The organism is Ruegeria sp. AF8 (assembly GCF_056541825.1).
The window spans coordinates 148,499-173,965 of record NZ_JBQFYW010000004.1 but is presented as its reverse complement, the minus strand read 5'-3'; the positions used below and the strand labels follow the sequence as shown (position 1 = coordinate 173,965).

Annotated in this window: 28 protein-coding genes; 10 read left to right on the top strand and 18 right to left on the bottom strand. The window is 60.1% G+C overall.

What is annotated here, in order from left to right:
* Nucleotides 1–117 precede the first annotated feature (117 nt).
* On the bottom strand, nt 118–804 hold the full coding sequence (locus ACR0AO_RS09720; protein WP_480602910.1) for a winged helix-turn-helix transcriptional regulator: 687 nt from the start codon (nt 802–804) through the stop codon (nt 118–120).
* Between the two features lie 145 nt (nt 805–949).
* On the opposite strand from ACR0AO_RS09720, the gene ACR0AO_RS09715 reads away from it, so the two are divergent.
* From ACR0AO_RS09715 to ACR0AO_RS09705, 3 genes are all read left to right on the top strand, one after another.
* Complete coding sequence (locus ACR0AO_RS09715) at nt 950–1,336, top strand: YybH family protein (RefSeq protein ID WP_480602908.1); 387 nt, start codon at nt 950–952, stop codon at nt 1,334–1,336.
* 258 nt (nt 1,337–1,594) lie between these two features.
* A complete protein-coding gene (locus ACR0AO_RS09710; RefSeq protein WP_480602907.1) occupies nt 1,595–2,263 on the top strand; it encodes an adenylate/guanylate cyclase domain-containing protein in 669 nt (222 codons plus the stop codon).
* Between the two features lie 12 nt (nt 2,264–2,275).
* Complete coding sequence (locus ACR0AO_RS09705) at nt 2,276–3,346, top strand: tetratricopeptide repeat protein (RefSeq protein WP_480602905.1); 1,071 nt, start codon at nt 2,276–2,278, stop codon at nt 3,344–3,346.
* A 145-nt stretch (nt 3,347–3,491) separates the two neighbouring features.
* Here the strand turns inward: ACR0AO_RS09705 and ACR0AO_RS09700 are convergent, their stop codons facing one another.
* Nucleotides 3,492–4,931, bottom strand: coding sequence for an aldehyde dehydrogenase family protein (locus ACR0AO_RS09700; RefSeq protein ID WP_480602904.1), 1,440 nt, complete (start codon nt 4,929–4,931; stop codon nt 3,492–3,494).
* 244 nt (nt 4,932–5,175) lie between these two features.
* On the opposite strand from ACR0AO_RS09700, the gene ACR0AO_RS09695 reads away from it, so the two are divergent.
* On the top strand, nt 5,176–5,829 hold the full coding sequence (locus tag ACR0AO_RS09695; RefSeq protein ID WP_480602903.1) for a peroxiredoxin: 654 nt from the start codon (nt 5,176–5,178) through the stop codon (nt 5,827–5,829).
* Here ACR0AO_RS09695 and ACR0AO_RS09690 read toward each other — a convergent pair.
* From ACR0AO_RS09690 to ACR0AO_RS09675, 4 genes are all read right to left on the bottom strand, one after another.
* The gene (locus ACR0AO_RS09690) at nt 5,826–6,542 is read right to left on the bottom strand and encodes a glycosyltransferase family 25 protein (protein ID WP_480602902.1); all 717 of its coding nucleotides are present in this window, start codon (nt 6,540–6,542) and stop codon (nt 5,826–5,828) included. The two genes, ACR0AO_RS09695 and ACR0AO_RS09690, sit on opposite strands and share 4 nt — an antisense overlap.
* 68 nt (nt 6,543–6,610) lie before the next feature.
* A complete protein-coding gene (locus tag ACR0AO_RS09685) occupies nt 6,611–7,300 on the bottom strand; it encodes an outer membrane protein (protein ID WP_480602900.1) in 690 nt (229 codons plus the stop codon).
* A gap of 183 nt (nt 7,301–7,483) precedes the next feature.
* Complete coding sequence (gene pnp / locus ACR0AO_RS09680; RefSeq protein WP_480602898.1) at nt 7,484–9,634, bottom strand: polyribonucleotide nucleotidyltransferase; 2,151 nt, start codon at nt 9,632–9,634, stop codon at nt 7,484–7,486.
* A 212-nt stretch (nt 9,635–9,846) separates the two neighbouring features.
* Entirely contained in the window at nt 9,847–10,437 is a 591-nt protein-coding gene (locus ACR0AO_RS09675; RefSeq protein WP_480602897.1) for a helix-turn-helix domain-containing protein, read from the bottom strand.
* Between the two features lie 172 nt (nt 10,438–10,609).
* Between ACR0AO_RS09675 and ACR0AO_RS09670 the strand changes: the two genes are divergently transcribed.
* Nucleotides 10,610–11,122 carry a fasciclin domain-containing protein gene (locus ACR0AO_RS09670; RefSeq protein WP_480602896.1) on the top strand — a complete coding sequence of 171 codons (513 nt, stop codon included), beginning with the start codon at nt 10,610–10,612 and terminating at the stop codon, nt 11,120–11,122.
* 89 nt (nt 11,123–11,211) lie between these two features.
* Here ACR0AO_RS09670 and ACR0AO_RS09665 read toward each other — a convergent pair whose 3' ends face one another.
* The 8 genes from ACR0AO_RS09665 to rbfA all read right to left on the bottom strand — a co-directional run bounded on the left by ACR0AO_RS09665 (nt 11,212) and on the right by rbfA (nt 17,977).
* Nucleotides 11,212–12,882, bottom strand: a complete 1,671-nt coding sequence (locus ACR0AO_RS09665) for a hypothetical protein (RefSeq protein ID WP_480602894.1) — start codon at nt 12,880–12,882, stop codon at nt 11,212–11,214.
* A gap of 152 nt (nt 12,883–13,034) precedes the next feature.
* The gene (gene rpsO, locus ACR0AO_RS09660) at nt 13,035–13,304 is read right to left on the bottom strand and encodes a 30S ribosomal protein S15 (RefSeq protein ID WP_480603168.1); all 270 of its coding nucleotides are present in this window, start codon (nt 13,302–13,304) and stop codon (nt 13,035–13,037) included.
* Between the two features lie 144 nt (nt 13,305–13,448).
* Nucleotides 13,449–14,465, bottom strand: coding sequence for a calcium-binding protein (locus ACR0AO_RS09655; RefSeq protein ID WP_480602893.1), 1,017 nt, complete (start codon nt 14,463–14,465; stop codon nt 13,449–13,451).
* A 96-nt stretch (nt 14,466–14,561) separates the two neighbouring features.
* Nucleotides 14,562–15,071: a DUF1643 domain-containing protein gene (locus ACR0AO_RS09650; RefSeq protein WP_480602891.1), complete on the bottom strand. Its 510-nt coding sequence runs from the start codon at nt 15,069–15,071 to the stop codon at nt 14,562–14,564.
* A 103-nt stretch (nt 15,072–15,174) separates the two neighbouring features.
* Nucleotides 15,175–15,735: a hypothetical protein gene (locus ACR0AO_RS09645; RefSeq protein WP_480602890.1), complete on the bottom strand. Its 561-nt coding sequence runs from the start codon at nt 15,733–15,735 to the stop codon at nt 15,175–15,177.
* 140 nt (nt 15,736–15,875) lie between these two features.
* Nucleotides 15,876–16,787 (bottom strand): tRNA pseudouridine(55) synthase TruB, encoded by a 912-nt coding sequence (truB, locus tag ACR0AO_RS09640; protein WP_480602889.1) that lies wholly within the window; start codon nt 16,785–16,787, stop codon nt 15,876–15,878.
* A 60-nt stretch (nt 16,788–16,847) separates the two neighbouring features.
* Complete coding sequence (locus ACR0AO_RS09635; RefSeq protein ID WP_480602888.1) at nt 16,848–17,585, bottom strand: phosphodiester glycosidase family protein; 738 nt, start codon at nt 17,583–17,585, stop codon at nt 16,848–16,850.
* Nucleotides 17,582–17,977 (bottom strand): 30S ribosome-binding factor RbfA, encoded by a 396-nt coding sequence (gene rbfA, locus ACR0AO_RS09630; RefSeq protein WP_170735813.1) that lies wholly within the window; start codon nt 17,975–17,977, stop codon nt 17,582–17,584. The genes ACR0AO_RS09635 and rbfA overlap by 4 nt, the downstream gene beginning before the upstream one ends.
* A gap of 91 nt (nt 17,978–18,068) precedes the next feature.
* On the opposite strand from rbfA, the gene dapB reads away from it, so the two are divergent.
* Together dapB and ACR0AO_RS09620 are read left to right on the top strand one after the other, a co-directional pair.
* Entirely contained in the window at nt 18,069–18,878 is an 810-nt protein-coding gene (gene dapB, locus ACR0AO_RS09625) for a 4-hydroxy-tetrahydrodipicolinate reductase (RefSeq protein WP_480602886.1), read from the top strand.
* Between the two features lie 57 nt (nt 18,879–18,935).
* Nucleotides 18,936–19,619, top strand: coding sequence for a DUF2306 domain-containing protein (locus tag ACR0AO_RS09620; protein ID WP_480602885.1), 684 nt, complete (start codon nt 18,936–18,938; stop codon nt 19,617–19,619).
* Here ACR0AO_RS09620 and ACR0AO_RS09615 read toward each other — a convergent pair.
* The 3 genes from ACR0AO_RS09615 to tmpA are packed head-to-tail and all read right to left on the bottom strand — an operon-like array spanning nt 19,606 to nt 21,994.
* Nucleotides 19,606–20,274 (bottom strand): ureidoglycolate lyase, encoded by a 669-nt coding sequence (locus tag ACR0AO_RS09615; RefSeq protein WP_480602884.1) that lies wholly within the window; start codon nt 20,272–20,274, stop codon nt 19,606–19,608. The genes ACR0AO_RS09620 and ACR0AO_RS09615 overlap by 14 nt on opposite strands.
* Complete coding sequence (gene tmpB / locus ACR0AO_RS09610) at nt 20,271–20,861, bottom strand: (R)-1-hydroxy-2-trimethylaminoethylphosphonate oxygenase (protein ID WP_480602882.1); 591 nt, start codon at nt 20,859–20,861, stop codon at nt 20,271–20,273. The genes ACR0AO_RS09615 and tmpB overlap by 4 nt, the downstream gene beginning before the upstream one ends.
* Nucleotides 20,858–21,994: a 2-trimethylaminoethylphosphonate dioxygenase gene (gene tmpA / locus ACR0AO_RS09605; RefSeq protein WP_480602880.1), complete on the bottom strand. Its 1,137-nt coding sequence runs from the start codon at nt 21,992–21,994 to the stop codon at nt 20,858–20,860. The genes tmpB and tmpA overlap by 4 nt, the downstream gene beginning before the upstream one ends.
* A gap of 98 nt (nt 21,995–22,092) precedes the next feature.
* Between tmpA and ACR0AO_RS09600 the strand changes: the two genes are divergently transcribed.
* Both ACR0AO_RS09600 and ACR0AO_RS09595 read left to right on the top strand, forming a co-directional pair.
* Nucleotides 22,093–22,953, top strand: a complete 861-nt coding sequence (locus ACR0AO_RS09600; protein ID WP_480602878.1) for a LysR family transcriptional regulator — start codon at nt 22,093–22,095, stop codon at nt 22,951–22,953.
* 87 nt (nt 22,954–23,040) lie between these two features.
* Nucleotides 23,041–23,886, top strand: a complete 846-nt coding sequence (locus ACR0AO_RS09595) for a hypothetical protein (protein ID WP_480602875.1) — start codon at nt 23,041–23,043, stop codon at nt 23,884–23,886.
* A gap of 6 nt (nt 23,887–23,892) precedes the next feature.
* Here ACR0AO_RS09595 and ACR0AO_RS09590 read toward each other — a convergent pair whose 3' ends face one another.
* On the bottom strand, nt 23,893–24,075 hold the full coding sequence (locus ACR0AO_RS09590) for a DUF1674 domain-containing protein (protein ID WP_480602873.1): 183 nt from the start codon (nt 24,073–24,075) through the stop codon (nt 23,893–23,895).
* Between the two features lie 92 nt (nt 24,076–24,167).
* Between ACR0AO_RS09590 and ACR0AO_RS09585 the strand changes: the two genes are divergently transcribed.
* Nucleotides 24,168–25,427, top strand: coding sequence for an RsmB/NOP family class I SAM-dependent RNA methyltransferase (locus ACR0AO_RS09585; RefSeq protein WP_480602872.1), 1,260 nt, complete (start codon nt 24,168–24,170; stop codon nt 25,425–25,427).
* Nucleotides 25,428–25,467: the final 40 nt, after the last annotated feature.

Here is a 25,467-nt window from a genome sequence, read left to right as displayed (position 1 = left end):
TTTTGGGCTGGGCCTCCATGTTGCTGCACCCCAATTACCGTTGTCTATTCGCTCATCAGTTTTTTGTCGCCGATGATTGAAGCGAGAAGGAGCCTTCATCGTAAGAATTCTCGCCGCTCATGCGGCCGCCTCGGCGTAGGGGCATTGACCGAGCCATGTGGTCATGGTGCGTTCCAGTAACCGGTCACCAGAAAGGAAAATCCGTCCCGCACCGATCTCGACTTCGAGAGAAGCGTAGCCCATCCAGGCTGCGGTCAGCGGCTGGACTTCGCACTCGATATAGAGGTCGACCTCGAAGCCCGGGTCAGACATGCAGAGGTCGATTTCGGTCCCGGGCCGGATCACGAGCCAGTAGAGTTTCTGCCCATCGGGGCGGTCTGTGAAATGAAAGCGGATTACCGCACGTCCACGCGGCAGTTCGGCGGGGTCGATGGTGCGCCGCAGCTGCCACATCAAGTAGTCTGGGTTTGGTTCACCCAGAACCAACGAGGCTTCGAGATTACGGTAGGACCAGTCGCCGAGCGCTGTCATGATCGGCTCTAATTCCACGGCCAGCGGCGTCCGGATGTAGTCGACCGTCCCGCGCGCATGGTCCTCGACACGTTCGACCAGCCCCTTGGCCTCCATCTCCTTTAGCCGCCGCGACAGGAGCGTTGGCGAGATACCGGGTACCCCACGTCGGATCTCGTTGAAGCGGGTCGAACCGTCCCACATTTCAGCCAGGATCAGGAGTGTCCAGCGCGGTTCAAGTGTCTCGCAAGCCATCGCAAGGGGACAAAAGAGGTTATAACTTTTCTCGCCCATAGTTGAGTCCTCCTCCTTTCAGGATAACGCCCGAGGCGCCTCGCGCCCAGTCCACAAAGTGTACCGGACCTAGTCCACTCTGTTGACTAGGAGGGAACGTGGGGCGAGGCGATGATAGCAACGTATGCGACCAATGGAGGATACGATGACAGATGCAATGGAAGTAGTAGAGACGATGTGTGAGCGTTACAGTAGCGCGGTTAGCGCAAATGATTCCGCTGCTTATGGCGCGCTATTCGCAAGCGACGCGATCCGGGTGCCGCCTGGGTCGCTACCCGAGCGTGGACCCAATGAGATCACAGCCGGTGAACAGGCGGATTACGACGTTGAGCACTACACCTGCCGCTCCCGGCCACTCGACGCGCTCATGATCGACGAGACCCGCGTCTTCGGCTTGGCTGAAGCGGCAGTCACAACCGTTCGCCACGACACTGGCGCGACCCGCAACTTCACCGCGACCAAGTCCTGGCTGATCGAGCGCCAACCCTCTGGCCAATGGCTTATCAAAAGGCAGATGTGGAATCTGCGCTAAGGTCACAAACTGAAAATAACGGCTATTCGAGTGTGCAAATCGAACGGCAGGAAGGTTGCGCAAAGCGGTCACTCATGATACTTCAGCGAATGATGGCACCGAGCCCAAAGTGGACATCCCCCAGCAAACCTTCAGTGTCGGGTACGTACCATTTCTTGCCACTAACGCACTCTGACAACCCCATCTTATGCGTGGAATTCGTTCCAATTGGATTCTTGCCACGTCCAGAGCTAATCTGATGGCAATAGGAGAAGTTTCTTGGAACGCCGGCTTGCTGCGATACTCGTTGCCGATGTGGTTGGTTATACGCGCCTTATGGGGCAAGACGAGGCTGGCACCCTTAAACGCATGACTGCTGTTCGCAGTGAAATCATCGAACCGCTTGTTGCTCAACATCATGGTAGTATTGTAAAGCTGTTAGGTGACGGTTTGTTGGTAGAATTTGCAAGCGTCGTCGATGCGTTGGCCTGCGCAATCGACTGGCAAAACTCCCTGATTCGGCAGAAGAAATTGGATCAAGATCCAGCGCGTCTTAGGTTTCGCATCGGACTTAATCTTGGGGATGTAATTGTTGAAAGCGACGACCTGTACGGCGACGGGGTCAATATAGCCGCCCGACTTGAAGCCCAGGCTGATCCAGACGGTATCTGCTTGTCCGAGGATGCTTACCGGCAGGTCAAAGGGAAGATTGAGGCCGAGTTTTCAGACTTGGGTGAACTCGAACTCAAGAACGTGGCCCAACCCGTTCGCGCTTATCGAATTGTGTTGGAGGACTCCGTTCAATTTGCCGATAATCCGTCAACATCAATGCCGAGTTCCAAAAAGCCTTCCATTGCCGTCCTTCCGTTCCACAACTTGAGCGGTGAAAGTGATCAAGAGTATTTCGCGGACGGCGTTTCAGAAGACATCATTTCCGCCCTGTCTTGAAACCGATGGCTGATGGTAATCGCCCGCAATTCCAGCTTCGCCTACAAGGACGAAAATAATAACCTGAAGGAAATCGGCAAACAGCTTGATGTACGCTATGTGCTTGATGGAAGCGTCCGAAAGGGGGGAAACCGCATCCGGATTGCCGCTCAATTGATCGACGCGGCGTCGGGTAATCAAATTTGGGCCCAGCGATATGATCGAGTTCTCGAAGACATATTTGCGGTCCAGGATGAAGTAACCGAAGCGATCGTAGCGGCCATCGCACCAGAGCTGGATAAGGCAGAGCAACACCGCGCCACCTTAAAAAAGATTAACAATTTGAATGCTTGGGAAATTTATCAAAGAGGAATGTGGCATCTTTACAAGCGGACCAAGGAGGATCTTTCCGAAGCCCGCAGGCAGTTTAAGGCCGCGCTTTCTCAAGATCCAAACCTGTCGCTGGCTTGTTCTGGTTTGGTGGACGCCTACTACTACGAAGTGGTGCTTGGGTTAGCGGGTTCACCGCAAAAGAACTGTGAAGAAGCCCTTCGTGTTGCACGTTCAGCAGTAGAACTAGATCCGGATGACGCAGCCGCCCATTGCGCTATGGGAAAGGCCCGAATTGTCAACCGCGAGCACGAAAACGCAACCCCGGATCTCAAGCTGGCGGTTGAACTCAACCCCAGTCTCGCTTGGGCACATTACGGTCTTGGTGCTGCCGCAGTGTTCCTGGGAAATGCGGATGATGCGATCCCACATCTGGAAGACGCCATTCGCCTAAGCCCCCGCGACCAGCATATGGGATCGTATATGGTAAGGTTGGCCGAGGCGTTTTTATTGAAACGCGACTACCAGTTGGCAATTGAATGGGGAAGGAAAGCGCTTCAACAGCAAGGGTTCCAATGGTCTCGCTACGCCGTTGTTCTCGCGGGTCTCGGCTACTTGGGTAGAACCAACGAAGCCTCGCGTGTGTTTGGTGAATGCCTGACCCACCGACCTGATTTTTCTGTATCCATGGTACGCCGATGTCATCTTTATACCCATGCTCCGGCACTAGAGCACTACCTCGAAGGGTTGAGAAAAGCTGGACTACCGGAATGACCAATTCTGCTCATGAATGGACTTCGCAAACCCCACTGTGAGAAGTCGCTTCGCCCGCAGAGCAGACCTGCAAAGCGCGCCGATATCGTGGGTGTTCGCAAGGCGCATGGCAACGCCTTGCGATGTTTCGGGTTTTTCCTTCGGCCTATTCCGCCGCCCAGCCGCCGACGGCCTTGACCTCCAGAAAATCCTCAAGGCCCCAGACGCCGCCCTCGCGTCCGTTGCCGGACTGTTTCATGCCCCCGAACGGAGAGCCGGCAGCGCGGGACTGGCCGTTCATCTCGACCATGCCCGAGCGCAGCCGCCGTGCCATGCGGTTGGCACGGCCTGCGTCCTGTGTCTGGACATAGTTGGTCAAGCCGTAAGGCGTGTCGTTGGCGATCTCGACGGCCTCTTCCTCGGTGTCAAAGGGGATCATGGTCAGAACCGGGCCAAAGATTTCCTCGCGCGCGATGGTCATCTGGTTGTTGGCGTCGGCAAAGACGGTGGGGCGCACGTAATAGCCTTTGTTCAGCCCCTCGGGCCGCCCGGTGCCGCCCGCCACCAGCCGCGCGCCTTCGTCGATGCCCTTCTGGATCAGGTCCTGAATCTTGGTCCACTGCACCTCGTTCACCACCGGGCCGATATGGCGGCCTTCCTCCAGCGCGCTCCCGACCGTGACCTTGCCCGCGACTTCCGCCGCCGTTTCCACCGCCTGATCATAGATCGGGCGCTGCACCAGCATCCGGCTGGGCGCGTTGCAGCTTTGGCCGGTGTTGTTCATCATGTGCAAAACGCCGCGCTTGATCGCCTTTTCATCGGCATCGGCAAAGACCACATTCGCGCCCTTGCCACCCAGTTCCAGATGAACCTTCTTGAGCGTATCGGCGGCAGCCTTGGAAATCGCCGTGCCCGCCCGGGTCGACCCGGTAAAGCTGACCATGTCGATATCGGGATGCGCCGACAGTTGCGAGCCGACGCCCGCACCATCGCCGTTCACCAGGTTGAACACACCCGGCGGAAAGCCTGCCTCGTCCATCATTTCAGCAAAGATCATCGCGTTCAGCGGACTTTGTTCGGATGGCTTCAGTACCATCGTGCAGCCTGCGATGGCGGCCGCGCCAACCTTGAGCGTGACCTGATTCATCGGCCAATTCCACGGCGTGATCAGCGCCGCGACGCCCACCGCCTCATAGATGATCCGGTCGTTGGGCGCATGATCGCCAAGCGGGCGTTCGAACCGGAACGCCTTGGCGGCGCGGATGAAGTTCTTCAGATGCCATGTGCCCGCACCCACCTGCTGACTGCGCGACATGTCGATGGGCGCACCCATCTCCAAAGACATGGCCTGTGCCAGATCTTCTCCGCGGGTCTGGTAGATTTCGATAAGTTTCTCGACGAGCGCAATCCGCTCTTCGACCGGAGTTGCCATCCACCCCGGGAGCGCCGCCCTGGCAGCGGCGACGGCGGCGTTGGTATCCGCCTCCGAGCCCAGCGAGATCACTGCGCAGGGCTCTTCCGTCGAGGGATCGATCACCTGAAAATCATTGGCAACGGCCGGGGCCACCCAGTTCCCGTTAATGTAAAAGTCGCGTTTCTCGATCATGGCTCTCCCTCCTGATCCGGCAAGATTTCGACCGCGCGGTCGAATTTCCCGGCCACTCTGTCATTGCCTTGCCGGTCGGGCAAGAGGGGTATTGGAAAATTTGATCAAATTTTTTCGACGCGCAAAAATTTGCTTTGGACTCTCCGGATTTCCCATGGCTCTTTGCGGCGTATATTGTAACCTCACTCCCCAGTGACTGGTTTGGCACCAACCGACTCGAAATCTCAACGAAAGGATATGAGCCATGGGTTTGCGCATCAACGATACAGTTCCCGATTTCACCGCGGAATCCGATCAGGGAACCATTCAGTTTCATGACTGGATCGGCGACAGCTGGGCGATTTTGTTCTCGCATCCCAAGGATTTCACCCCCGTCTGCACCACCGAGTTCTCGGTCGTGGCGCAGCTGGCGGACGAATGGGAAAAACGCAATACCAAGGTGATCGGCATCTCGGTGGACAGCGCCGAGGATCACAAAAAGTGGAAGGGCGATATCGAAGCCTATGGCAAGGCCAGCCCGGGTTTTCCGATCATCGCCGACAAGGGTCTGGCGGTGTCCAAGGCCTTCGACATGCTGCCCGCCGACTATTACCTGCCGGAGAACCCGACACCGATGGACAGCCAGACCGTGCGCGTTGTCTTCATCATCGCGCCCGACAAGACGCTGAAACTGTCGATGACCTATCCGATGAATGTGGGCCGAAACTTTGCCGAGGTGCTGCGCGCGCTGGACGGGTTGCAGACCGCCGCCCGCGAAAACGTGGCAACCCCGGCGAACTGGATCCCGGGCGACGACGTGGTCATTCCCGTCGCGGTCAGCAACGAGGACGCCAAGGCGAAATACGGTGAATTCACCACCCATTTCCCCTATCTGCGCACCACGAAACTGCCCGGCTAGGGTTTCTGCGGATACCGGTGCAACTGCATCCGGTACCAGCCGCGCCTGATTTCCCGTCCCAGCTTTTCGCCGGGGCGGGTTTTTTTCTGGATCGTCGATCCGCCGATCTGGCCGGCGACCTCACGGTTGCCTGTGCCCAGCAGGGCGTGAATCGGCTGGCCGGTGATCCAGTGCATCTGCAGGAACGTGTCCACCGGCCGGTCGATGCGCCCGGTCGCCGCCAGCAGCCGTTTCGCGGCATTTTTCCCGACCATCTGGCATACGCATTGCAGGGCGATAATTTTGGGCAGGATCAGCTTCAGGTCGCCCCGTTCTTCCAGCACCTGCGCGGGAACCTCGCGCTGTTTCACCGGCAGACGGATATAGTGATCCGGCGTTGCATGGTCCCGCAGCAAATCCAGCGCTTCCGCGAACCTGTCAGGATCGACCTGCAGATCGTCCTCGGTGATGATCGCCAGATCGATGTCTTCTTCGACCAGCTTGCGCCACACCCGCCGGTGGCTTTCGAACACCCCGATCTCGGTCGGGCGCAAGGCGAACGGATAGCGGGGGCGATAGAGGTCGCCATTATGCAATTCGACCTCGGAGATCTGCGCGGGGTCGCGGCCATTGACCGCCTCGAACAACTCGGCGCCGGGCAAGTCCGCGCACAGCCGTTCGGCATTTGGCCGCCGCGCCGTGCTGGAAGACATATGAATGACAAAAGATCGCATGCCCCCGTGCATAGAACACGAGGGCATGCTGTGGAAGCGAAACCGGGACGGTGGCTTCCACCAGGGGATCAGAAATTGAAACGCACACCGAAATTGACGCTGAACGTGTCCAGATCGTCCTCAACCGTTCCGGTCGAAACGCCGTTTGGCGCCAGACGCGGGCTTGAGACGTCAAAAGCGCGCGAATACCGCGCATCGAGCGTCAGGGCGGTGGCGTCGTTCAGGTCATAAGCGACACCCGCGATCAGTTGCGCCGCGAAATTCGTGTCATCACCGTCGATCGCGACACCGGGGCCATAGACGATATCGATATCCGAATAGGTCGCACCGATGCCGAACCCTGCATAGGGGGTCAGTTGGCCGCTCCGCTTGAAATCGAACAGCACGTTGGCAAACAGCGATGTCTGGGTCACGTCGCCCGACACGTTGCCTTCGGCGCCCGGACCGTTGCCCGAGAAATTGACCCCGTCCACGTCATTGTCGCGATAGGACAGTTCCAATTCGATCCGGGTGCCGATATTCCCGTTCGACCATTGCGGAATTTCCCGGCCAATCGCGACGCCCAGGCCATAGCCGGTGTCGAAATCGGTGTCGACGCTCTGAGCCGAGCCGCCGATCACACCCGAAAAATCGGTGTCCTGCAACTGGCTGAAGCCGGCGTAGCCCTGGAAATACGTGCCTTCGGGAAGGCTTTGGGCCGACAAGGCGGTGGCCGACAGCGCCAACAAAGCGGCGGCAGAAAGTGGGCGGAAAGTCATGTCTGGGGATCCTCTGTTCCGGATTGTGCGGTGTGCAAAACACATCTGGTGACGCGGAACCCAAAGAAAAGAACTGGCCGGATCACATACCGTCACGGCTGCTTTGATAGGCGTGAGCGTGCATCCGAAACGAAAAAGACCCCGGCAATTGCCGGGGTCCTGCAGATCAGTCCGAGGGGCGGTTTATTCCGCGCTTTCCTCTTTCTTTTCTTTTTTCTCGGGCACGACTTCTTCGCCAGTTTCCTGATCGACGATCTTCATCGACAGGCGCACCTTGCCACGATCGTCAAAGCCCAGCAGCTTGACCTTCACTTCCTGACCTTCCTTCAGAACATCCGACGGATGGTTCAGGCGGCGGTTTTCGATCTGGGACACGTGGACCAGACCGTCGCGCTTGCCGAAGAAGTTCACGAAGGCGCCGAAGTCGACGATCTTGACCACTTTACCGGTGTAGATCTGACCTTCTTCCGGCTCGGCCACGATCGAATAGATCATGTCATAGGCCTTCTTGATCGAATCGCCGTTGGGCGAGGCGATCTTGATGACGCCGTCGTCGTTGATGTCGACCTTGGCGCCCGAAACCTCGACGATCTCGCGGATGACCTTGCCGCCCGAGCCGATCACTTCGCGGATCTTGTCGGTCGGGATGTTCATGGTCTCGATGCGCGGGGCGTGGACCGAGAATTCGTTGGTCTCGGACAGGGCTTTGCCCATCTCACCCAGGATATGCATCCGGCCGTCCTTGGCTTGCGCCAGGGCCTTCTCCATGATTTCGGGCGTGATGCCCGCAACCTTGATGTCCATCTGCAGCGAGGTGATGCCATTTTCGGTACCAGCCACCTTGAAGTCCATGTCGCCCAGGTGGTCTTCGTCACCCAGAATGTCCGACAGGATGGCATAGTCGCCGTCATCTTCCAGGATCAGACCCATGGCCACACCGGCAACCGGTGCTTTCAGCGGAACGCCTGCATCCATCATCGACAGCGAGCCGCCGCAGACAGACGCCATCGAGGACGAGCCGTTGGATTCGGTGATCTCCGACACGATGCGGATCGTGTAGGGGAAGTCGGTCGCCGCAGGCAGAACCGCCTGCAGGGCGCGCCATGCCAGCTTGCCGTGGCCGATCTCACGACGGCCCGGGCCACCCACGCGGCCAACTTCACCAACCGAATACGGAGGGAAGTTGTAGTGCAGCAGGAAATTCGATTTGAAGTTGCCATGCAGCGCGTCGATGAACTGTTCGTCATCACCGGTGCCCAGCGTGGTCACAGCCAGTGCCTGGGTTTCACCACGGGTAAACAGGGCGGAACCGTGCGTCCGGGGCAGCATCGAGGTCTCGGCCACGATGGAACGGATATCGGTGGTAGACCGACCGTCGATCCGCTTGCCGCCTTTGACAACGTCGCCGCGCAGAATGCCGGCTTCCAGCTTTTTCATTGCGGAACCGAGGTTGCCGTCTTCCAGCTGTTCTTCGGTCAGTGCTTCCTTGATCGCTTCACGGGCAGCGGCAACAGCGGCAGTGCGCTCCTGCTTGTCGGTGATCGCGAAGGCGGCGCGCATCTGCTCTTCACCGGCGGCCTTAACGGCAGCGGACAGTTCGGAGTAATCCGGTGCCTGGAAGTCGAACGGCTCTTTGGCAGCTTCTTCTGCCAGCGAGATAATCAGGTCGATCACCGGCTGAATCTGCTCATGTGCGAAGTTTACCGCGCCCAGCATTTCCGCCTCGGACAGCTCATAGGCCTCCGATTCCACCATCATCACGGCGTTCTTGGTGCCAGCCACGACCAGATCCAGACGCTGTTCGGGGTTCAGGCGCAGGTCCTGCATATCGTCCACGGTCGGGTTCAGGACATATTCGCCATCCACGAAACCAACACGGGCACCGGCGATCGGGCCCATGAACGGTGCGCCGGAAATGGTCAGCGCAGCCGAGGCGGCAATCATCGCTACGATGTCGGGATCGTTGACCAGATCGTGGCTCAGCACCGTGCACATCACCAGAACTTCGTTCTTGAAACCGTCAACGAACAGCGGGCGGATCGGACGGTCGATCAGACGCGCGGTCAGCGTCTCTTTCTCGGTCGGGCGCGCCTCGCGCTTGAAGAAGCCACCCGGAACCTTACCGGCGGCATAGTATTTTTCCTGATAGTGGACGGTCAGCGGGAAAAAGTCCTGACCCGGTTTTTGCGCCCGTGCAAAGGTCACGTTTGCCATGACGCTGGTTTCACCCAGCGTGGCAATCACGCTGCCGTCGGCCTGACGGGCAACCTTGCCGGTTTCCAGTGTCAGCGTCTCTTCGCCCCACTGCATAGATTTCTTTGTTACATCAAACATATGCGTATCCTAGATGGGAGCACTCCCGCCCCTGCGGGTCTCCCGTTTGCATGGCGGCCCCATTGCCGCCGACCCCATTTTAGCTTTCGTCTGAGTGCCGGGGTCAGGGCACAACGTCTCAGATGTTGGGCGCATACATGAGATTGGGGAGGAAGGGAAGGGTTGGTGCGAAAGTGATCCCGGCTGATCGGTTTACCGCCTTTGCATCGGCTTCAGGTGCCTACTTCGGCCCGGACAACGACAATCGCCACACATTTGGACGCCCCCACCCGCCGATAACTGTGCTCGGGTGAGGCATCGAAATACATTGAATCGCCCTCTTCAAGGCAATGGGTACGTTCAGCGACGCGCACTTCCAGATGTCCGCAGATGACATAGATCATCTCGACGCCGCGATGGCTGTGCGGATCGGTGGCCCTGTTGCCCGAGAACTCGGCCAGATAGCTTTCAACCGCGCGGTCGGGAACGGGAAAATCCAGGCTTTCGAAATGAAACTGCGGGCGCCCTTCGGTCGTGTTCGGCAGTTTCAGCCGATCTGCCCTGCGCACGACCGCAAGGGCAGGCTGGTCCTTTGGCGTCATGAAAAAATGTTCGAGCCCGACCCCGAACACCATGGCAATCCGCAGCAATGTCGGCAGCGTCGGAAAGATCTGGTTCCGCTCGATCCGTGACAGCATGCTGGCCGACAGCCCCGTGTGCTGTCCCAACTGTTCCAGGCCTATGTCCTTTTCGGTCCGAAGATTGCGAATCGCGGCTCCGATCCCGTAGGCTTCCAGCCCTTTGCTCAGCGTTTCCGACAGCATTTCCGGCCTCCCGTTTGCATCATATGCAACTTTTTTTCGCAAATTTCACCCTGGTTTAAAAAAGAGTGAATTTGCCAAAATTTCGGTTGATGCAAAACTTTTGCATATTTAGCAAAAGTCAGCAACCGCATAAACGCGGGCGCGTTCAACTCTTTCCCGAAAGGACTTGGAAATGACACATCTCTTTAAGCTTCTTCCCGCAGCCGCCCTTGCACTGGCCGCGACCACGGCAAATGCCAACAACATCGTCGATACCGCGGTAGAGGCGGGACAATTCTCCACGCTCACCGCAGCTCTCGAAGCCGCAGGGTTGGTGGACACGCTGAAAGGCAAGGGGCCGTTCACGGTTTACGCCCCCACGGATGCAGCATTTGCCGCATTGCCCGAAGGGACGGTCGAGACGCTGCTGAAACCCGAGAACAAGGCGAAACTGGTCAACGTCCTGCTGTACCACGTCGATGACCGAAAGCTTACTGCCGGAATGATCCCGGCGGGTTCCACTTATTTCAAGCCGGTCCTCGCCAGCGAACGCCTGTGTATTACGGCCGGTTCCAACGGGGTCACGATTGCGGACGGCACCGGCTCGGTGGCCAATGTCATCGCGGCCGACATTATGGCCGACAACGGAGTCATCCATGTTGTCGACAAGGTGTTGCTGCCCGGTACACGCCCGAGCTGCGGCTAGGGGCTCAGCCCCTCGTCACGGCCGACCCGAGTGCGAAACATGGGTCGCGAACACAATGACCGCCCGCCAATTGGCGGGCCACGGCCCTGTCACCCGCCTGCAGTCCGATCCGCAATCAGAGGTGCCATGGCCAGACGGTCCAGGATCTCGCGGTCTTCCTCGGGTAGGATCGGTGTCACGGCCAGAATGTCGGGGTGATGCCCCAACTCCGCGATGCGTGGGACCATCTTCCCGGCGGCATCCGATCGTCCCGCACGGCGAAAAATCTCGGCTTTGAGCGCCAGGAAAATGCGGCAGGTCGAGCGGAGTTCAATCGAGGTGTCGATATGCTCCAATGCGGTTTCGAACCGCCCGTCCAGCATTGCGGCAAGCGCTGCCAGAAAGCAGATATAGGGCCGATCCATGTCGCTTTTGAAACTGCGGAAATACGGGACCAGTACCTCCTCGACAGCGGCATAATTCCCCTCCGCCAGCGCCAGTTCGGCCTCCACCTCGAACCGCAGGTGATAGTCGGGGTTCAGCGCCATAATACGGGCGTTGTTTCGCCGCGCGCCCGCAAAATCGCTAAGAACGTTGATCATCACCTCGGATCGCACCTTGCAGACAAAGTCGCTGCGCGGAGCGTTCTCAATCGCGATGTTGGACAGTTGCACCATCCGCTCCAATATTTCCGGCTCAGGCGGCTGCGCACCGCACCGGATCAGGCGCAGCCGGGCATGAGACCACATGGCCTGCGCCATCGGATCGCTGGGTGACAGGGACAGGCAGCGATCCAGCACCTCGATCGCCTTGAGATAGCCTTTGATGGTCCCGCGATAGAAATTCTGTGCCGCGCGCGCACGCAGTTCGGACGGATTCAGTGCATCATCCGGCAGATCCGTCAACCGTTCGGCATCGCGAGCGTTGATCTCGGTGCGCAAATCCTCGTCACAGACCTGAGCCGCTTGGGTAACCAGTTCATACAGGCGGTCAGGCCTGTCCTCAAATCGGTTCGACCAGAATACCTGTCCGGTCCGGACCCGGACCATCGAGGCCACCAATTGCGCCGAGTTGCGCAGACTCAACCGGCTTTGGAAACGATAGGTTGGCGCTGGGTTGGCACCCTTTGTGGCGGATGACACCTGGATTCCGGTGCGCCGGGACAGGCGGTAGATCATCTGTTCGTGGAACTCGTCGGCCAGTTCCCGCAACTCCGCGCTTTCCGGGGAAACGCGGGTACGCTCCACGCCGATGACAGGGATTTCATCGCGATTGTCCGACCGACGAAATTTTGGCCGCCATTGGTGTGCCTGCACCGGATACGAAATATTCTTGAGTTCGAACGTTCCCGCTTCGGAAAACTCGGCCACCAAAGCCCTGTCGAGTTGCCGCCTGGTTTCCTCCGAGATCATGAACCCACCCGGCGGTGCCTCGGATTGCAGACGAGCCGCTATGTTCAGGCAGGTGCCATACAGGTCCTCGCCATCATCGACATATTCGCCAATGTGGATGGCGGCACGGATTTTGATCGCGGAGTTCTGGCCAAGTTGGTTCTGCAACACGCGGGCACATTCCACCGCATGGGTTGCGGCGTCGAAACCGACGATCCAACCATCTCCCATGCGCTTCAGGATCATCCCGCCATGAGTAGAGACCGAAGGCTCCAGACATTGTTCGTAAAGCTGGCGCACATGGGCGATGGTGGCGGCCTGATCCGCCTCCATCATGCCGGAATATCCGACCACGTCCGCAGTCAGAATGGCGGCGAGCCTGCGTCGCATCTCTGGCCCCTCCCCTTGACCGGAATCTAGACCAAACCGGTTCGGGTTGTCATCAGCCGCAGCACTCGCGAACGAAAACGCCCGCCAAAACGGCGGGCGTACAAACCGGACAATGCCGGTTTCAAATCCTGTACGAACCGTACAAAACGCGCTTAGCGGCGGATGCCCAGGCGTTTGATGAGGTCCTGATAGCGGGCCTCTTCTTTGCCCTTCAGGTAGTCCAGCAGCTTGCGGCGCTGGGCAACCATCTTGAGCAGACCACGACGACCATGGTTGTCTTTCTTGTGGGTCTTGAAGTGCTCGGTCAGGGTGTTGATACGCGAGGTCAGGATGGCAACCTGAACTTCCGGCGAGCCAGTGTCGCCTTCCTTGGTTGCGAATTCTTTCATGACGCGTGCTTTTTCAACGGCAGTAATCGACATCGGGGTCTCCTTTAAAAGGTTAGAGTGAATGGCGCAGGCCGGGATGTCGTCCAGCACAGGCCCATGGAGAAAACCGCCCTGATTCCAGAGCGGATGCGCGCGTATAAGCGCATTTTCAGCAGATGGCAAAAGGATTTTGCCCGTCTAAGCGTCAAATCCGTATTGCGCCAGATCGCCTTCGCGTATCAGCTGGATGTCGGAATCCGTGATGGCGCCGTCGCCATAAAGCGCGGCGATCTCATGCCCGGCAACCAGAACATGGGTCAGCTGCGCGTTCTCCTCGTCCGGCCTGATCTCAATTTCGGGCGGTTCGTCCTGATCCCAGGTCACCAGCAACCGGTCTTCGCCCGGCTCAAAATCCATCACGGTCACGACATCTTCGGCCGCCTGCGCGCTGACAATGATGGTGTCCGCATCCGCGCCCAAAGTCACGATATCCCCCTCACCGGCCAGAACGGAATCCTCGCCGGACCCGCCATTGAGATAGTCGACCTCTGCCCCTTCTACGTCGCGCCCGGACAGCGTGTCGTGCCCGTCGCCGCCAAACAGCGTGTCCGAGCCGGCACCGCCCGACAGACGGTCGTTCCCGTCCCACCCATGCAACGCATCGTCGCCCGCATCGCCGGACAGGTCGTCATCACCCTGCCCCCCTGTCAATGTGTCCTGCCCGTCGCCGCCCGCGATCCGGTCGGCACCGAAATCTCCGTAGAGCGAGTCGTTTCCGCCCCCCCCAAACAGATGATCATCCCCATATTCGCCATGGATTTCATCGTGCCCGTCTTCACCCCAAACGGAATCGTCTCCGCCGGAACCGTGCAACGTATCATTGCCCGCGCCGCCCCGGATATCGTCATGACCGGAATAGCCGTTGATCTGATCATTGCCCCCGCCGCCACCGAGGAGGTCGTTGCCATCATGCCCCGCGATGACGAGATTGCCCTCGAAATCGCTGACAATCGAATTGTCGGCAACGGCACTCGGGCGGTCCGTATTCTCGGGCAATTCCCCGATCACCAAAAGATCGCCCATTGTTTCCTGCTCTTCGCAGCTGTCTTCGCTCTGGACGTCCGGATCTTCATCCTCATCCGATGTGTCGCCACCAATGAGGTAAGCGGCGCCACCGGCGGCAGCCACGCCCAGCAACCCAGCAATCCAGAACATACCCGCCCTCCGCACAACTTGCGCCCAGCCAGGGAAACATCCCATCTTTCAGCGGGTTCGGTCAAAGCCGAACTGAACACCTGGTTAACGAGCCGTCTACACGAGCCACCGCTCGGGTTGCTGGGTATATGCGATATACAGCGGATGTTTCGGGTGCCCCGCCTTGGTCAGCCCGAGATGAAACAGCGGTTGACCAGAGCCGCGCAACAGCCGTTCCACTTCGGGTCCCCGCTTCAGATGGGCGCCATGGGTGCCCCAGGCGGCAATGACCTGATCGGCCCATTTCACTCCGTCCAGAATGGCGTCATCATTCGCAGGCCCCACCGGATCGGTGGCGGCGCGCATCTTGCGCGGATCAGTGTCGCGCCAGGCAAATATGTTGGTCACCTGAAACGCGCCGAACCCCAATGCCCGCGCACGGCGTTCGCATCGCTCGACGGTTGGGTCGTTCTGCACCTCGGTCGCGGTCGAGGGGTTCAGCATCACGAACAGCGCCCTGCGCCCGTCCGGGTCCCAGATGCGGGTCAGGCTATAGCGATAGTTCTCGCAATCGGAATAGATGGCGGTCGAGGGCGCGTCGCCCTTGGTATGGGAACGGGTGATCATACCGCTGACCTATCACGCCCGATCAAGCAGGGCCAACGACTATGTCCAGAAAAACCTATATGCCGATTCTGCGTAAATTTCTGGTCAGTTTGACCGGATCAACTCATTGACATAGCTGGGGACGCCGCGCCCTCCTGCCAAGTGCAAAAAAGAGTATAAGCGCCGCGGCCAGCAAAGCGAACGGTGCAGGAAGCGGAATGGGGCTCATCGGCGGTTCCTGCGATATTGAGTACTCGCCAGAATTAGTTACAGTACCTGGAAATCCGCCGACTAGGGGGAAGATTGCAAAAAGAGGCGGTTCGACTCCCGGATTTCCCGAGTCCTCCAACGACAGGATGCACTCCGTTGCCAGACAACCTCCACCGGCCATGGAATTCGATATAAACCCTTCCGTACCCGGATTCCCGCGGATGTCATTGGCCACCGCATCATATACAGGCGCAGCGTTTCCGACGCCAAGAGTGTCAAAGGTGACGCCATCAATGGTAATCTCAAAACTCGAAAGAAGACCACCGGTATCCGGCGCTTCAAATGTGCCAATCGCACCGTCGATTTCGATTTGGTACTGCAATGTAATTGCGTGTGCCGCCGGAACGGAAAAAAAGGCCGCCGTAAGTGCAACAGCAATTGCTCTTATCAACTTGTCACTCGAGAAACTCAACATAGCCACACTCCGAAAAGTTCAAGCGATAATGCTGATCACATCAAATTTCAGGCTTTTCGTCCAATTTACCTGATACAGCCTGGTTCCCGAATGCGGTGGTGCAATGTCCGATTTACTTGTGGGCGTTTGCTCTCGTTCTATCAGACCGGCTGAACGAAGACCCGGCTGGGCTGCAATTCGCCGGATTTGTAGATACCGACAGCCACGGCCTTGCCGTCCAGCGAAGCCCAGGCCTCGTCGCCATACTCAACGTCAGATGCCAGCACCATACCCGGATTGCCGTTGCGCAGGCGCGCGGCACCTTCAGGGGTACATTTCAGCTCGGGCAGGTCCGACAGGCCGGTTTCCAGCGGGTGCAGGTAGTCGTCCAGCGCGGGGGTTTTGGCCATCTCGTCGATCTGTTCGATGCTCAGCCCGTCTTCGGCCTCGAACGGACCCGACCAGATGCGGCGGAGTTCCTTGACATGGCCGTGGCAGCCCAGCGCCGCGCCCAGATCGCGGGCGACGGAGCGGACGTACCCGCCCTTGCCGCAGGTCATTTCCAGCACGACGTGATCTTCGTCGGGCCGGTCGACCAGAACCAGTTCCTCGACCCACAGTGGCCGGGCGGCCAGTTCCACATCCTCGCCATCGCGGGCCAGATTATAGGCGCGCTGGCCGTCGATCTTCACGGCCGAAAACTTGGGCGGCACCTGCATGATCTCACCCAGAAAGAGCGCCAGCGCCTGTTTGATATCCTCATCCGACGGGCGCGCGTCGCTTTGTGCAATCACTTCGCCCTCGGCATCGTCGGTGTTGGTGGCCTGACCCAGACGCACGGTGAAGGTGTAGGCTTTCAATGCATCGGTAATATAGGGAACGGTCTTGGTCGCCTCGCCCAAAGCCACGGCCAGAACACCTGTTGCCTCGGGGTCCAGCGTGCCCGCGTGGCCCGCCTTTTTGGCGTCCATCGCCCAACGCACCTTGTTGACCACAGCGGTCGAGGTCAGACCTGCGGGCTTGTCCACCACCAGCCAACCGGAAATGTCGCGACCCTTGCGTTTGCGTCCCATCTTGCACCTTGCCTTTTGCCGAGGCGCGCGAGTTAGCGGATCACTCTGCCCCTGTCAATTTCAGGGTGCATCTTCGACCACGCCGACGATCGGCCCCAGCGAAAACCCGACATCGGACCGATTGCTTGCGCGATCATACATGCGAGAGATATTGCCGTCGAAGAATAACGCATTCGGCGTGTTCAGCACATCGCGAAACAGGCTGCCGAACTCGTGGAAGGTAACGTAATCCTCGGAAATCGCGAACACCGCACGCGTGCCATTGTCACTGGTACCCACCCCATTGCGGATATAGCGCGAGGTCGAATCGGGCAGGAACCGCGGGTGCAGCGCGCCGTCGATCACCAACATCGGGCCGCTTTGTGTGGCAAAGCGGCAGTCCGGGGCCTGATCGACATAATCCAGCGTCTCGAACACATCGGCGCGGCCGTCGCGAATGCAGAACACCCCATTGGGCAACAGGCCGAAGTTGCCGGGGCCGGGGTTCGGGATCACGCGCATGATCTCTTCGCCCTTTTCCACATAGTGGCCAACGGGCGAACGGTCATCGTGGTACATGCCCGCGTTCATCGCAAATGCCAGACGCTTTCCACCGGTTTCAAGCGCCTCGTTCACCGAGGAAAAATGCCCCAGCAGATCGCCGTTTTCATCATTCAGAAAAAGGCGCAGCTCTTCGTTGGCGGCGTCCACTTGGCAAACGGTGTACCGCTTATCCTCATGGGTCAGCCTTTCGCACGTGACCGCAGAGGCTTGCGCGGCCCAGAAGACCGCGCCCAAAGTGGCCAGTGTGCGGATCACTCGTCCAGATCGCGGCGCACCGCGTCCTGTTCGAACATGCGGCGGGTGTCGTCCAGACGGTCAAACGTGTCATCCAGACGGAACCGCAGGTCGGGCGAGAATTTCAGGCCCACCTTCTTGCCAACCATCCGCCGCAGCTCGCTCTTGTTGCGGGCCAGCAGTTCGATCACGTCCTCCTGCCCTTTGCCGCCCAGCGGCAGCACATAGGCGGTGGCGATCTTCAGATCGGGCGAGGTACGGACCTCTCCAACAGTGATCGACATACGGTTCAGGTCGGGGTCGTGGACATCTCCGCGTGCCAGAACCTCGGACAGGGTGCGGCGGATCAGTTCGCCGACACGCAATTGCCGTTGGGACGGGCCGGGGCCATCGTGGAATTTGTTCTTTGCCATGTCTCCGATCTAAGCCCAAAGCTGGGCTTTGCCAAGCGGGCGCGAACCGGTTAGGAGGCTTTGAGCCGACCAACGCAAAAGGATAGGTACAATGACCCATATTCCGGGGATCGTTATCACAGGGGCTTCGGGCCGTATGGGGCAGATGCTGATCAAGACCGTGTCTGACAGCGATCAGGCGCGCCTGGTCGGTGTGGTCGAGCGCAAGGGGCATGACTGGATCGGTCGCGATGTGGGTGAGGCAATGGGCGGTCAGGCGCTGGGCGTCAAAGTGACAAGCGACCCACTGGAAGCCTTCGCGCAGGCGCAGGCCGTGATTGATTTCACCGCGCCCGAGGCGACACTGGAATTCGCCGCATTGGCGGCACAGGCGCGCTGCGTGCATGTGATCGGCACCACCGGCATGAGCGACGAGCAGATCGCGGCGCTTGAGCCGGCCGCGCGCCATGCGGTGATCGTGCGGGCGGGCAATATGAGCCTTGGCGTAAACCTGCTGGTGCAACTGACCAAAAAGGTCGCGGCCGCATTGGACGAGGATTTCGATATCGAGATCATCGAGGGCCACCACCATCACAAGGTCGATGCGCCTTCGGGCACCGCGCTGATGCTGGGCGAAGCCGCTGCCGAAGGGCGGGGGGTCAACCTGTCCGAGGTCTCGGACCGGGGACGCGACGGGATCACCGGGGCGCGTAAGCGGGGCGATATCGGGTTTCATGCGGTGCGTGGTGGCGACATCGTGGGCGAGCATGACGTGCTATTTGCCGCCCCGGGTGAGCGTATCGTGTTGCGCCATCTGGCCACCGACCGCAGGATCTTTGCGCGCGGTGCGCTGAAAGCGGCGCTGTGGGGGCTGGGCAGGTCGCCCGGCCAATATGACATGGTGGATGTGCTGGGTCTGTGATGTACCCATGGCCGCCGCGCCAGTGACCCGGCGCTGGATCTGGCCTAAGGTCGGGACATGTTGAGATCATGGTCGGGCATAGCGGCAATTCTTCTGTTGTCGCTGTTCTATCTGACGCTGTTGCCATTTGTGGTACATGGGTTCGGAATGCTCGGGGTCGGATTGTCCGCGGACGCCGCTGGCCAAAGCTATCTGTTTGCCGATGAGCGCCCGGTGGCGAATTTCGCCATGCTGCTTCATATTCTGGCCGGGTCGGTACTGGTGATCCTGGTGCCGCTGCAACTTCTCAGGGTGCTGCGGCTGAAATATAACCGTTTTCACCGTGCTCTCGGGGCGGTGCTGATCGCGCTGGCGCTGATCACGGGCCTTGCGGGGATGACCTATATTCCCCTGCGCGGCACCATCGGCGGACCGGTCATGTCCGCCGCCTTTTTCCTCTATGGCCTGTGCCTGTTTACCGCCGCGCTGATGCTGGCAAGGATGGCCCTGTCCGGCAACCGCGAGGGGCATTGGGCCTGGGGACTGCGGCTGTTCTGGCTGGCGCTGGGGTCGTGGCTGTACCGGCTGCACTATACGCTGTGGTATCTGCTGACCGGAGGGCTGGGGTCCGAGCCCGATTTCTCGGGCCCGTTCGATCAGATACAGAATTTCGCCTTTTTTCTTCCCTACCTGCTGGCGGTGCAGATTTGGATTTCAAGGCGGCGCTTTGCCCATCGCGGGGCGTTGATCACAAGTCCCTGATCTTGTCCGCGCGCAAGGGACAGGCAAGGTAGACGCCGAACTCTTTGCCGATATCGGCGCTGACCCGCGCATGAACGCGGCCTTGTCGGTCGAGGAAACGCTGCTTGTCCTCAACCGGGAAAATCCCCTCGTGCCAGATGCCGGGATGGATATACAGGCCGCGCGAGCCGTCGCACCAGAACGCCACCACCTTGTCCGGGGTCAGATTGTCGCCGGGCAGGGCGGCGGGGATGATGAAGGGCTTGTTGTCCAGCGGCCAGAACATCTGCCCGCCATCGGGGTGGTAGTTCATGTGCCACAAGAGCACCTGATCACGCGGCGCTGATTGCCGAGCGGTTTGCGCCTGCTGCGGGTCGGTCGACCAGCCCAGAACATAGTGGCCATTAACCGCCTCGTTCTCACCATAAAGCACATCGCCCTGCCATTCGCCGCGAAAGGTGCCCTCGACCCAGCCGCCTTCGTCGCCGGTGCCTTCGTCGATGGGCCGCCAGCCTTGTTGTGGCCAACGGGTGATCTCGATTTCAAAGCTTTCGGGATCATCGACCAGACAGCCATACCCCTTGACGCTTTCATCCGTCGCGCGGATCAGTGGAACCTCGTGCCAGGGCAGCGAGGGCTTTGTACTTGCTTCAAAGATATATTCAGGGGCGTTCATGCGGCCTCCATGTGCTTGTCGACCATGCGCTGCACCATCGGCGCAAAATGTGCAAAGTCGGGGGTTTCCATGTCAGCGCGCTTGCCCGCCTCGTCCAGATAGCGGACCTGAATGATCTCTCTCAGGTTCGGGTTGGCCTCGAACGCGGCGACTTCTTCGCCGTTCATCGGGCCACCCTGCAGTTCCAGCGTGTGAACGGAGGCTGCAGACAGGCGATTGAAATACTCGGGCTTGGTAGCGCAGAGATAGCGTTTCGCCGCCACATGATAGCGGCAGCAATCGGTGATGACCGAAGGGAAGAACTGCTCCAGCACTTCTGCGCCTGCGTCCTCGTGATGGCGATCCTCGGTATCATCGGGATGATAGGTGCCAAATTCGGATGTGAAATGGCCGATATCATGCAGCAGCGCGCCGACGATGATTTCCTCAGGCATACCGTTCTGTTCGGCAATCGTTGCCCCCTGCAGCATGTGCTGGGCCATGGTGACGGGTTCGCCCAGATATTCTTCGCCGCCGCGGCGGGCGAAGATATCACCGATGAAGGCCACGATATTGTCGCGGGTCAGAGTCGAGAAATCGGGTTTCATTCCGCCGCCTCCGGTTGTGCCATCTGCATTGCCGCCAGCGTCGACAGCAAGCCATCCTTGTCGGCGTAGCAGCCCTGCAACCAGCGCGACCCGGCACCGGAATAGCCCAGACGCGCGTGCAAGACGCGGGTGTTGTCGACAATGAAGCTTTCGCCCGGTTCCAGCTTGAACGACACGCCCATCGCCGGGTCGTCGATGATCTCGCCCAACTGGCGATAGGCGGCGTAATAGGCCTCCATCCTGTCGAAAGGCACGTCCACGAACGGTGCCGACGAGCGGTTGTTGAAGCGGATGCCGATCAGTTCGCCATCCGGCGACAGTTCGATCATCGGGCGACGCGACCGCAGGCAGACCCCGTCCGCGCCCTTGTATTCGAACCGCGCCGGGTAACCAGCCAGCAGTGCAAAACCTTCGGGGTTCTGCTCGCGCAGACGTTCGGCGGCGCGGAAGCCGTCCACCACGATGGAATCGCCGCCCTCGGCGCTGTTCTCAAGGCAATAAAGAATTTGCAGCGTCGGCACCGGATCGCGATAGGGGTTGTCGGTATGAGCCTGCAAACCCAGCCCGGTATAGGCGAGGTTGGTGGGGTTCACCTCGGTCCGGACCTCGAAATAGGGGCCATAGTTGGTCTCGCGCACATAGCCGAACAGGTCGGCTACTTTCAGCAGCGATTCCGGCGCGGTCGGGCCGCCCGTCAGTTTGGCAAAGCCGTATTCGGCCACGGCGGCCAGCCAGTCGCGCTTGGTGGCGGAGTTGGCGTGAACCTGTGTCCAGTCCGCGCCAGGCGCGTCGATGCCGCGTTCCCATGTGGTGATGCCGGGAGCGATGCGCCCGAATTCAGCGGCCTGATCGCGGTCATAGACATGCCCGGCCAGCCAATCGGCGGGAAAGGTCACGGTCTTGCCCTCGGGCTGGAAGGTGATCGACAGGTCGCCGTTCACCACTTCGGTGGCGCTGACCGAGATATCTGCCGGAATGTCGCCAATGGTGATCAGGCGCTGGCCATTGCCGGGCGCGCGGGTATCCGGATCAAGCGCATTGTCGCGCAGCCAGATGGCGTGAAAACGGGCGCGGGTGCCATCGGCGAAATCCAGCGTGACAACAGATGTGTTGTGGGTGGCGGTGCGCAGCATTGGGTGTCTCCTGTTCGGCGCGGCTATACTTGAGGAAATACCTCCACTGTGGCATTACGACAATTAATCCTTATTTCGGCTGAGGGTCGGAAAATCTTATGGGTGAAAGAAAGCGCGGCCTACCACCGCTGGATTGGCTGCGGGTGTTCGAGGCGGCGGGCCGCCTGGGTGGATTTTCAGCCGCCGCCCGCGAATTTGGACTGACGCAGGCCGCTGTCAGCCAGCGCATCGGAAATCTCGAGGCCTGGCTGGGCCGGTCATTGTTCGTGCGCGAGGCGCGCGGCGTATCGCTGACGGTCGAAGGCGAAAGCTATCTGCCGCTGGTACAGGAAAGCCTGACCGCGCTGGAACGCAATACCGAGGACCTGTTCGGCAAATCCCCAAGCGAACTCCGCGTCGCGGGCATGAGTTCTCACATCAATGCTCTGGTGGTGGCGAGATGCGCCGATTTTCACGTGAAGTACCCCGAGGTGCGGTTGGTCACCGAGTCCCTTGCGCTGAGATCGGAACTGGACGAGGCGCGGACCTGGCTGCAGGTCCGCTCCGGTCGCGGTATTTGGCCGGGACGCGAGGCGCAACTGATCGCTCAAGAGGTTTTGACCCCCTTGGCGGCCCCGGGAACGGATTGGGGGGCACCCGTGATCGAGTTGCGAGGCGAACGCCCCGGCTGGCGCGAATGGGGGCGCAACACCGGTCAGCCGGACGTACCGCCCGCGCTGCTCAGCGTCGATTCGATGGGGCATGCGCTGACGGCGGCGGAACAGGGGCTTGGCGTAGTTCTGGGATCTATCGCTCTGGCGCAAAAGGCATGTGAGGCGGGCCGGTTGCGCCCGCTTGGCCTGCCCGCGATACAAACCCGCGACGGGTACTGGCTGACATGGCCCGAAGGACGGTTTCAATCCCGGCGACAGCGGGCGCTGGTGAACGGCTTTCTGGAACTGCTTCGTCAGGACAAATGAAATACCGTGCCTGCACCGGCTCCGCACAAATCGGACTGATTTTGAGGCGCTCCCGAATTGCGGTATCCTGCACGCAGGAGATTTCCGATGCCTGCAGTTGTGTTCCGAGTTCTGGTGGTCATCCTGATGTCTGCCCTTCCCGCCGCAAAACTGGCGGCCCAAGGCCCGCAAGAGCTTGTTCAATGGATCTATGTGTCGCTGTCGCAGCCGGGTCTTCAGGGTGTGCCTTACCTGACCGCCCCAGAGAGGCGGCACCAGTTCTTTACCGATCGTCTTGCCCGCCTTTTTGCCGAGAACGAGAGGCGTGACGCCAATCATCAGCCGCCCTGTATCGGGTTCGGGGTGGACGTATCAGGGCAGGACTACGACGCGGCAGAGATTCTGCGGACCCTGCATATCGACTCCGTAAACGACGGCGCTCGCCACATCGTGCATGCGCGGTTCCGGAACTTCGGGAAGCCGGCAATCGTGAGTTACGAGTTTATCCCGGTCGATGGCCTGTGGCGGATCGATGATATTTCCGGTCAGGGATGGCGCTTGTCAGAAATACCGTGCGCCACAACCGGAAACGCGGCGCCTCCCGTGTTTACCGGGTATTGCTATGTCCAGGACGGCGCGACGCTGAGGATCGAGCTTGACGGCACAGGCGCGGGAATTTTCGACCTCATAATCTTTGGAGCAACCGGTCATTCCTGCGGGATTAGCGGGGCGCTGAGCCCGACATCAACTGGCTGGTACTATCGGGAACAGTTGACTGGCGGGCTGCTATGTCGCGTCGAGCTTGAGGTAACACCTGACCAGGGGGTCAGAATCCGCGACAGGGAAAATGCGTGCAAGTCAGTTTATTGCGGAATGCGAGCGGTGATGGATGGCGCCGAATTCCCCCGATCGTCGCAAGTCGATTGCGCGCAGATCCCGCGTGAGTGGAACTGAGCTTGATCAGAAGTCGATCGCGATGCCCTTCTTCTCCCAATCGCCGTAGCGTGCCGGGTCGGGTCCGTCACGACCGCCCAGTTCCTTGGGCATTTCCCGGGCCTCGGCGGCGGCCTTTTTGCGGCGCTCCTCGGCCTCGGCCAGGGCACGCAGCGCGGCGGCAGGGAGCTCTTTGCGGTCATCGCTCATGTCTTCGGGTTCCTTTTCGTCCGTGGCCCTGATATACGCCCACGTCCGTCCATGGCAATGCGGGCGGAAGTCACAGGCAAAAGGCGGCACTCATGGCAGACAGCGCAACTTCGGCGCGGCGCAGCGCGATCTATCTGCTGGACCAGATATTGGGCGAAGGCCGGTTGCTGTCCGAATGTCTGGCCGCAGGCGCTTTGGACCGGTTGCAACCCGAAGACCGGGCGCGGGCGCAGCGGCTGACACTGGAAACCCTGCGCGGTCTGGAACGCGCCGACCGGTTGCTGAGCGGTCACTTGCAGAAAACTCCGGCGCTGACGGTCAGGAATGCCCTGCGTCTGGGAACGGTCGAACTGTGTCAGGGCGAGGCGGCGCATGGCGTCGTGAACGCGATGGTCGAGATCGTCGGGCGCAACCGAAAGCATGGGCGTCTCAAGGGGCTGGTCAATGCGGTTCTGCGCAAGATCGCGGCGGAGGGGCCGGACGCGTGGCCACGCATGCGTGTGCCGCGCATGCCCGGATGGCTGCGCGAACCGCTTGTGGATGCCTGGGGCCAAGAGGCCGTGACCGGGATGGAGCGCGCCCATTTCGCGGGCGCTCCGCTGGATCTGACCATGAAACCGGGGGCCGCAGGGCCAAAGGGCGATAGCCTGCCCACCGGTTCGGTGCGCCTGCACGATACCCGTCAGGTGTCCGCCCTGCCCGGCTTTGTCGATGGCGACTGGTGGGTTCAGGACGCGGCGGCGGCATTGCCGGTCAGGGTGCTGGCTCCGGGCGCTGGCGAGCGCGTGCTGGATCTGTGCGCGGCGCCCGGCGGCAAGACGATGCAACTGGCCGCCGCCGGGGCCAGTGTCACGGCGCTGGATATCTCCGAAACGCGGATGGCGCGGGTACGACAAAACCTGAAACGAACGGGATTGAAGGCCGAGCTGATTACGGGCGACGCGCTGGAACACTCGGGTACTTACGATGCGGTCCTGCTTGACGCGCCCTGTTCCGCGACCGGCACAATCCGGCGGCATCCAGACCTTCCCTACGCCAAGGACGGTTCGGAATTTGGCGCATTGATCGAGTTGCAGATGCAAATGCTGGCGCATGCCTGGGGGATGGTGCGGCAGGGCGGCCGGATGGTCTATTGCACCTGTTCGCTGTTGCCGGACGAAGGCGAGGTACAGATCGAAGAGGCGCTTGAGCTGTTTCCGGATATGACAGTGGACCGGGATGCGCTGAAACTGCCGGGAATCGATCCCGGCTGGGTGACCGAAGAAGGCGGCCTGCGCCTGCGCCCAGACTATTGGCCGGACCGGGGCGGGATGGACGGTTTCTATATCGCGAGCCTGCGCAAAGCGGGCTGAGGCGGACTCTTTTCGGTGACTTGGCACCGATCACCGGCTA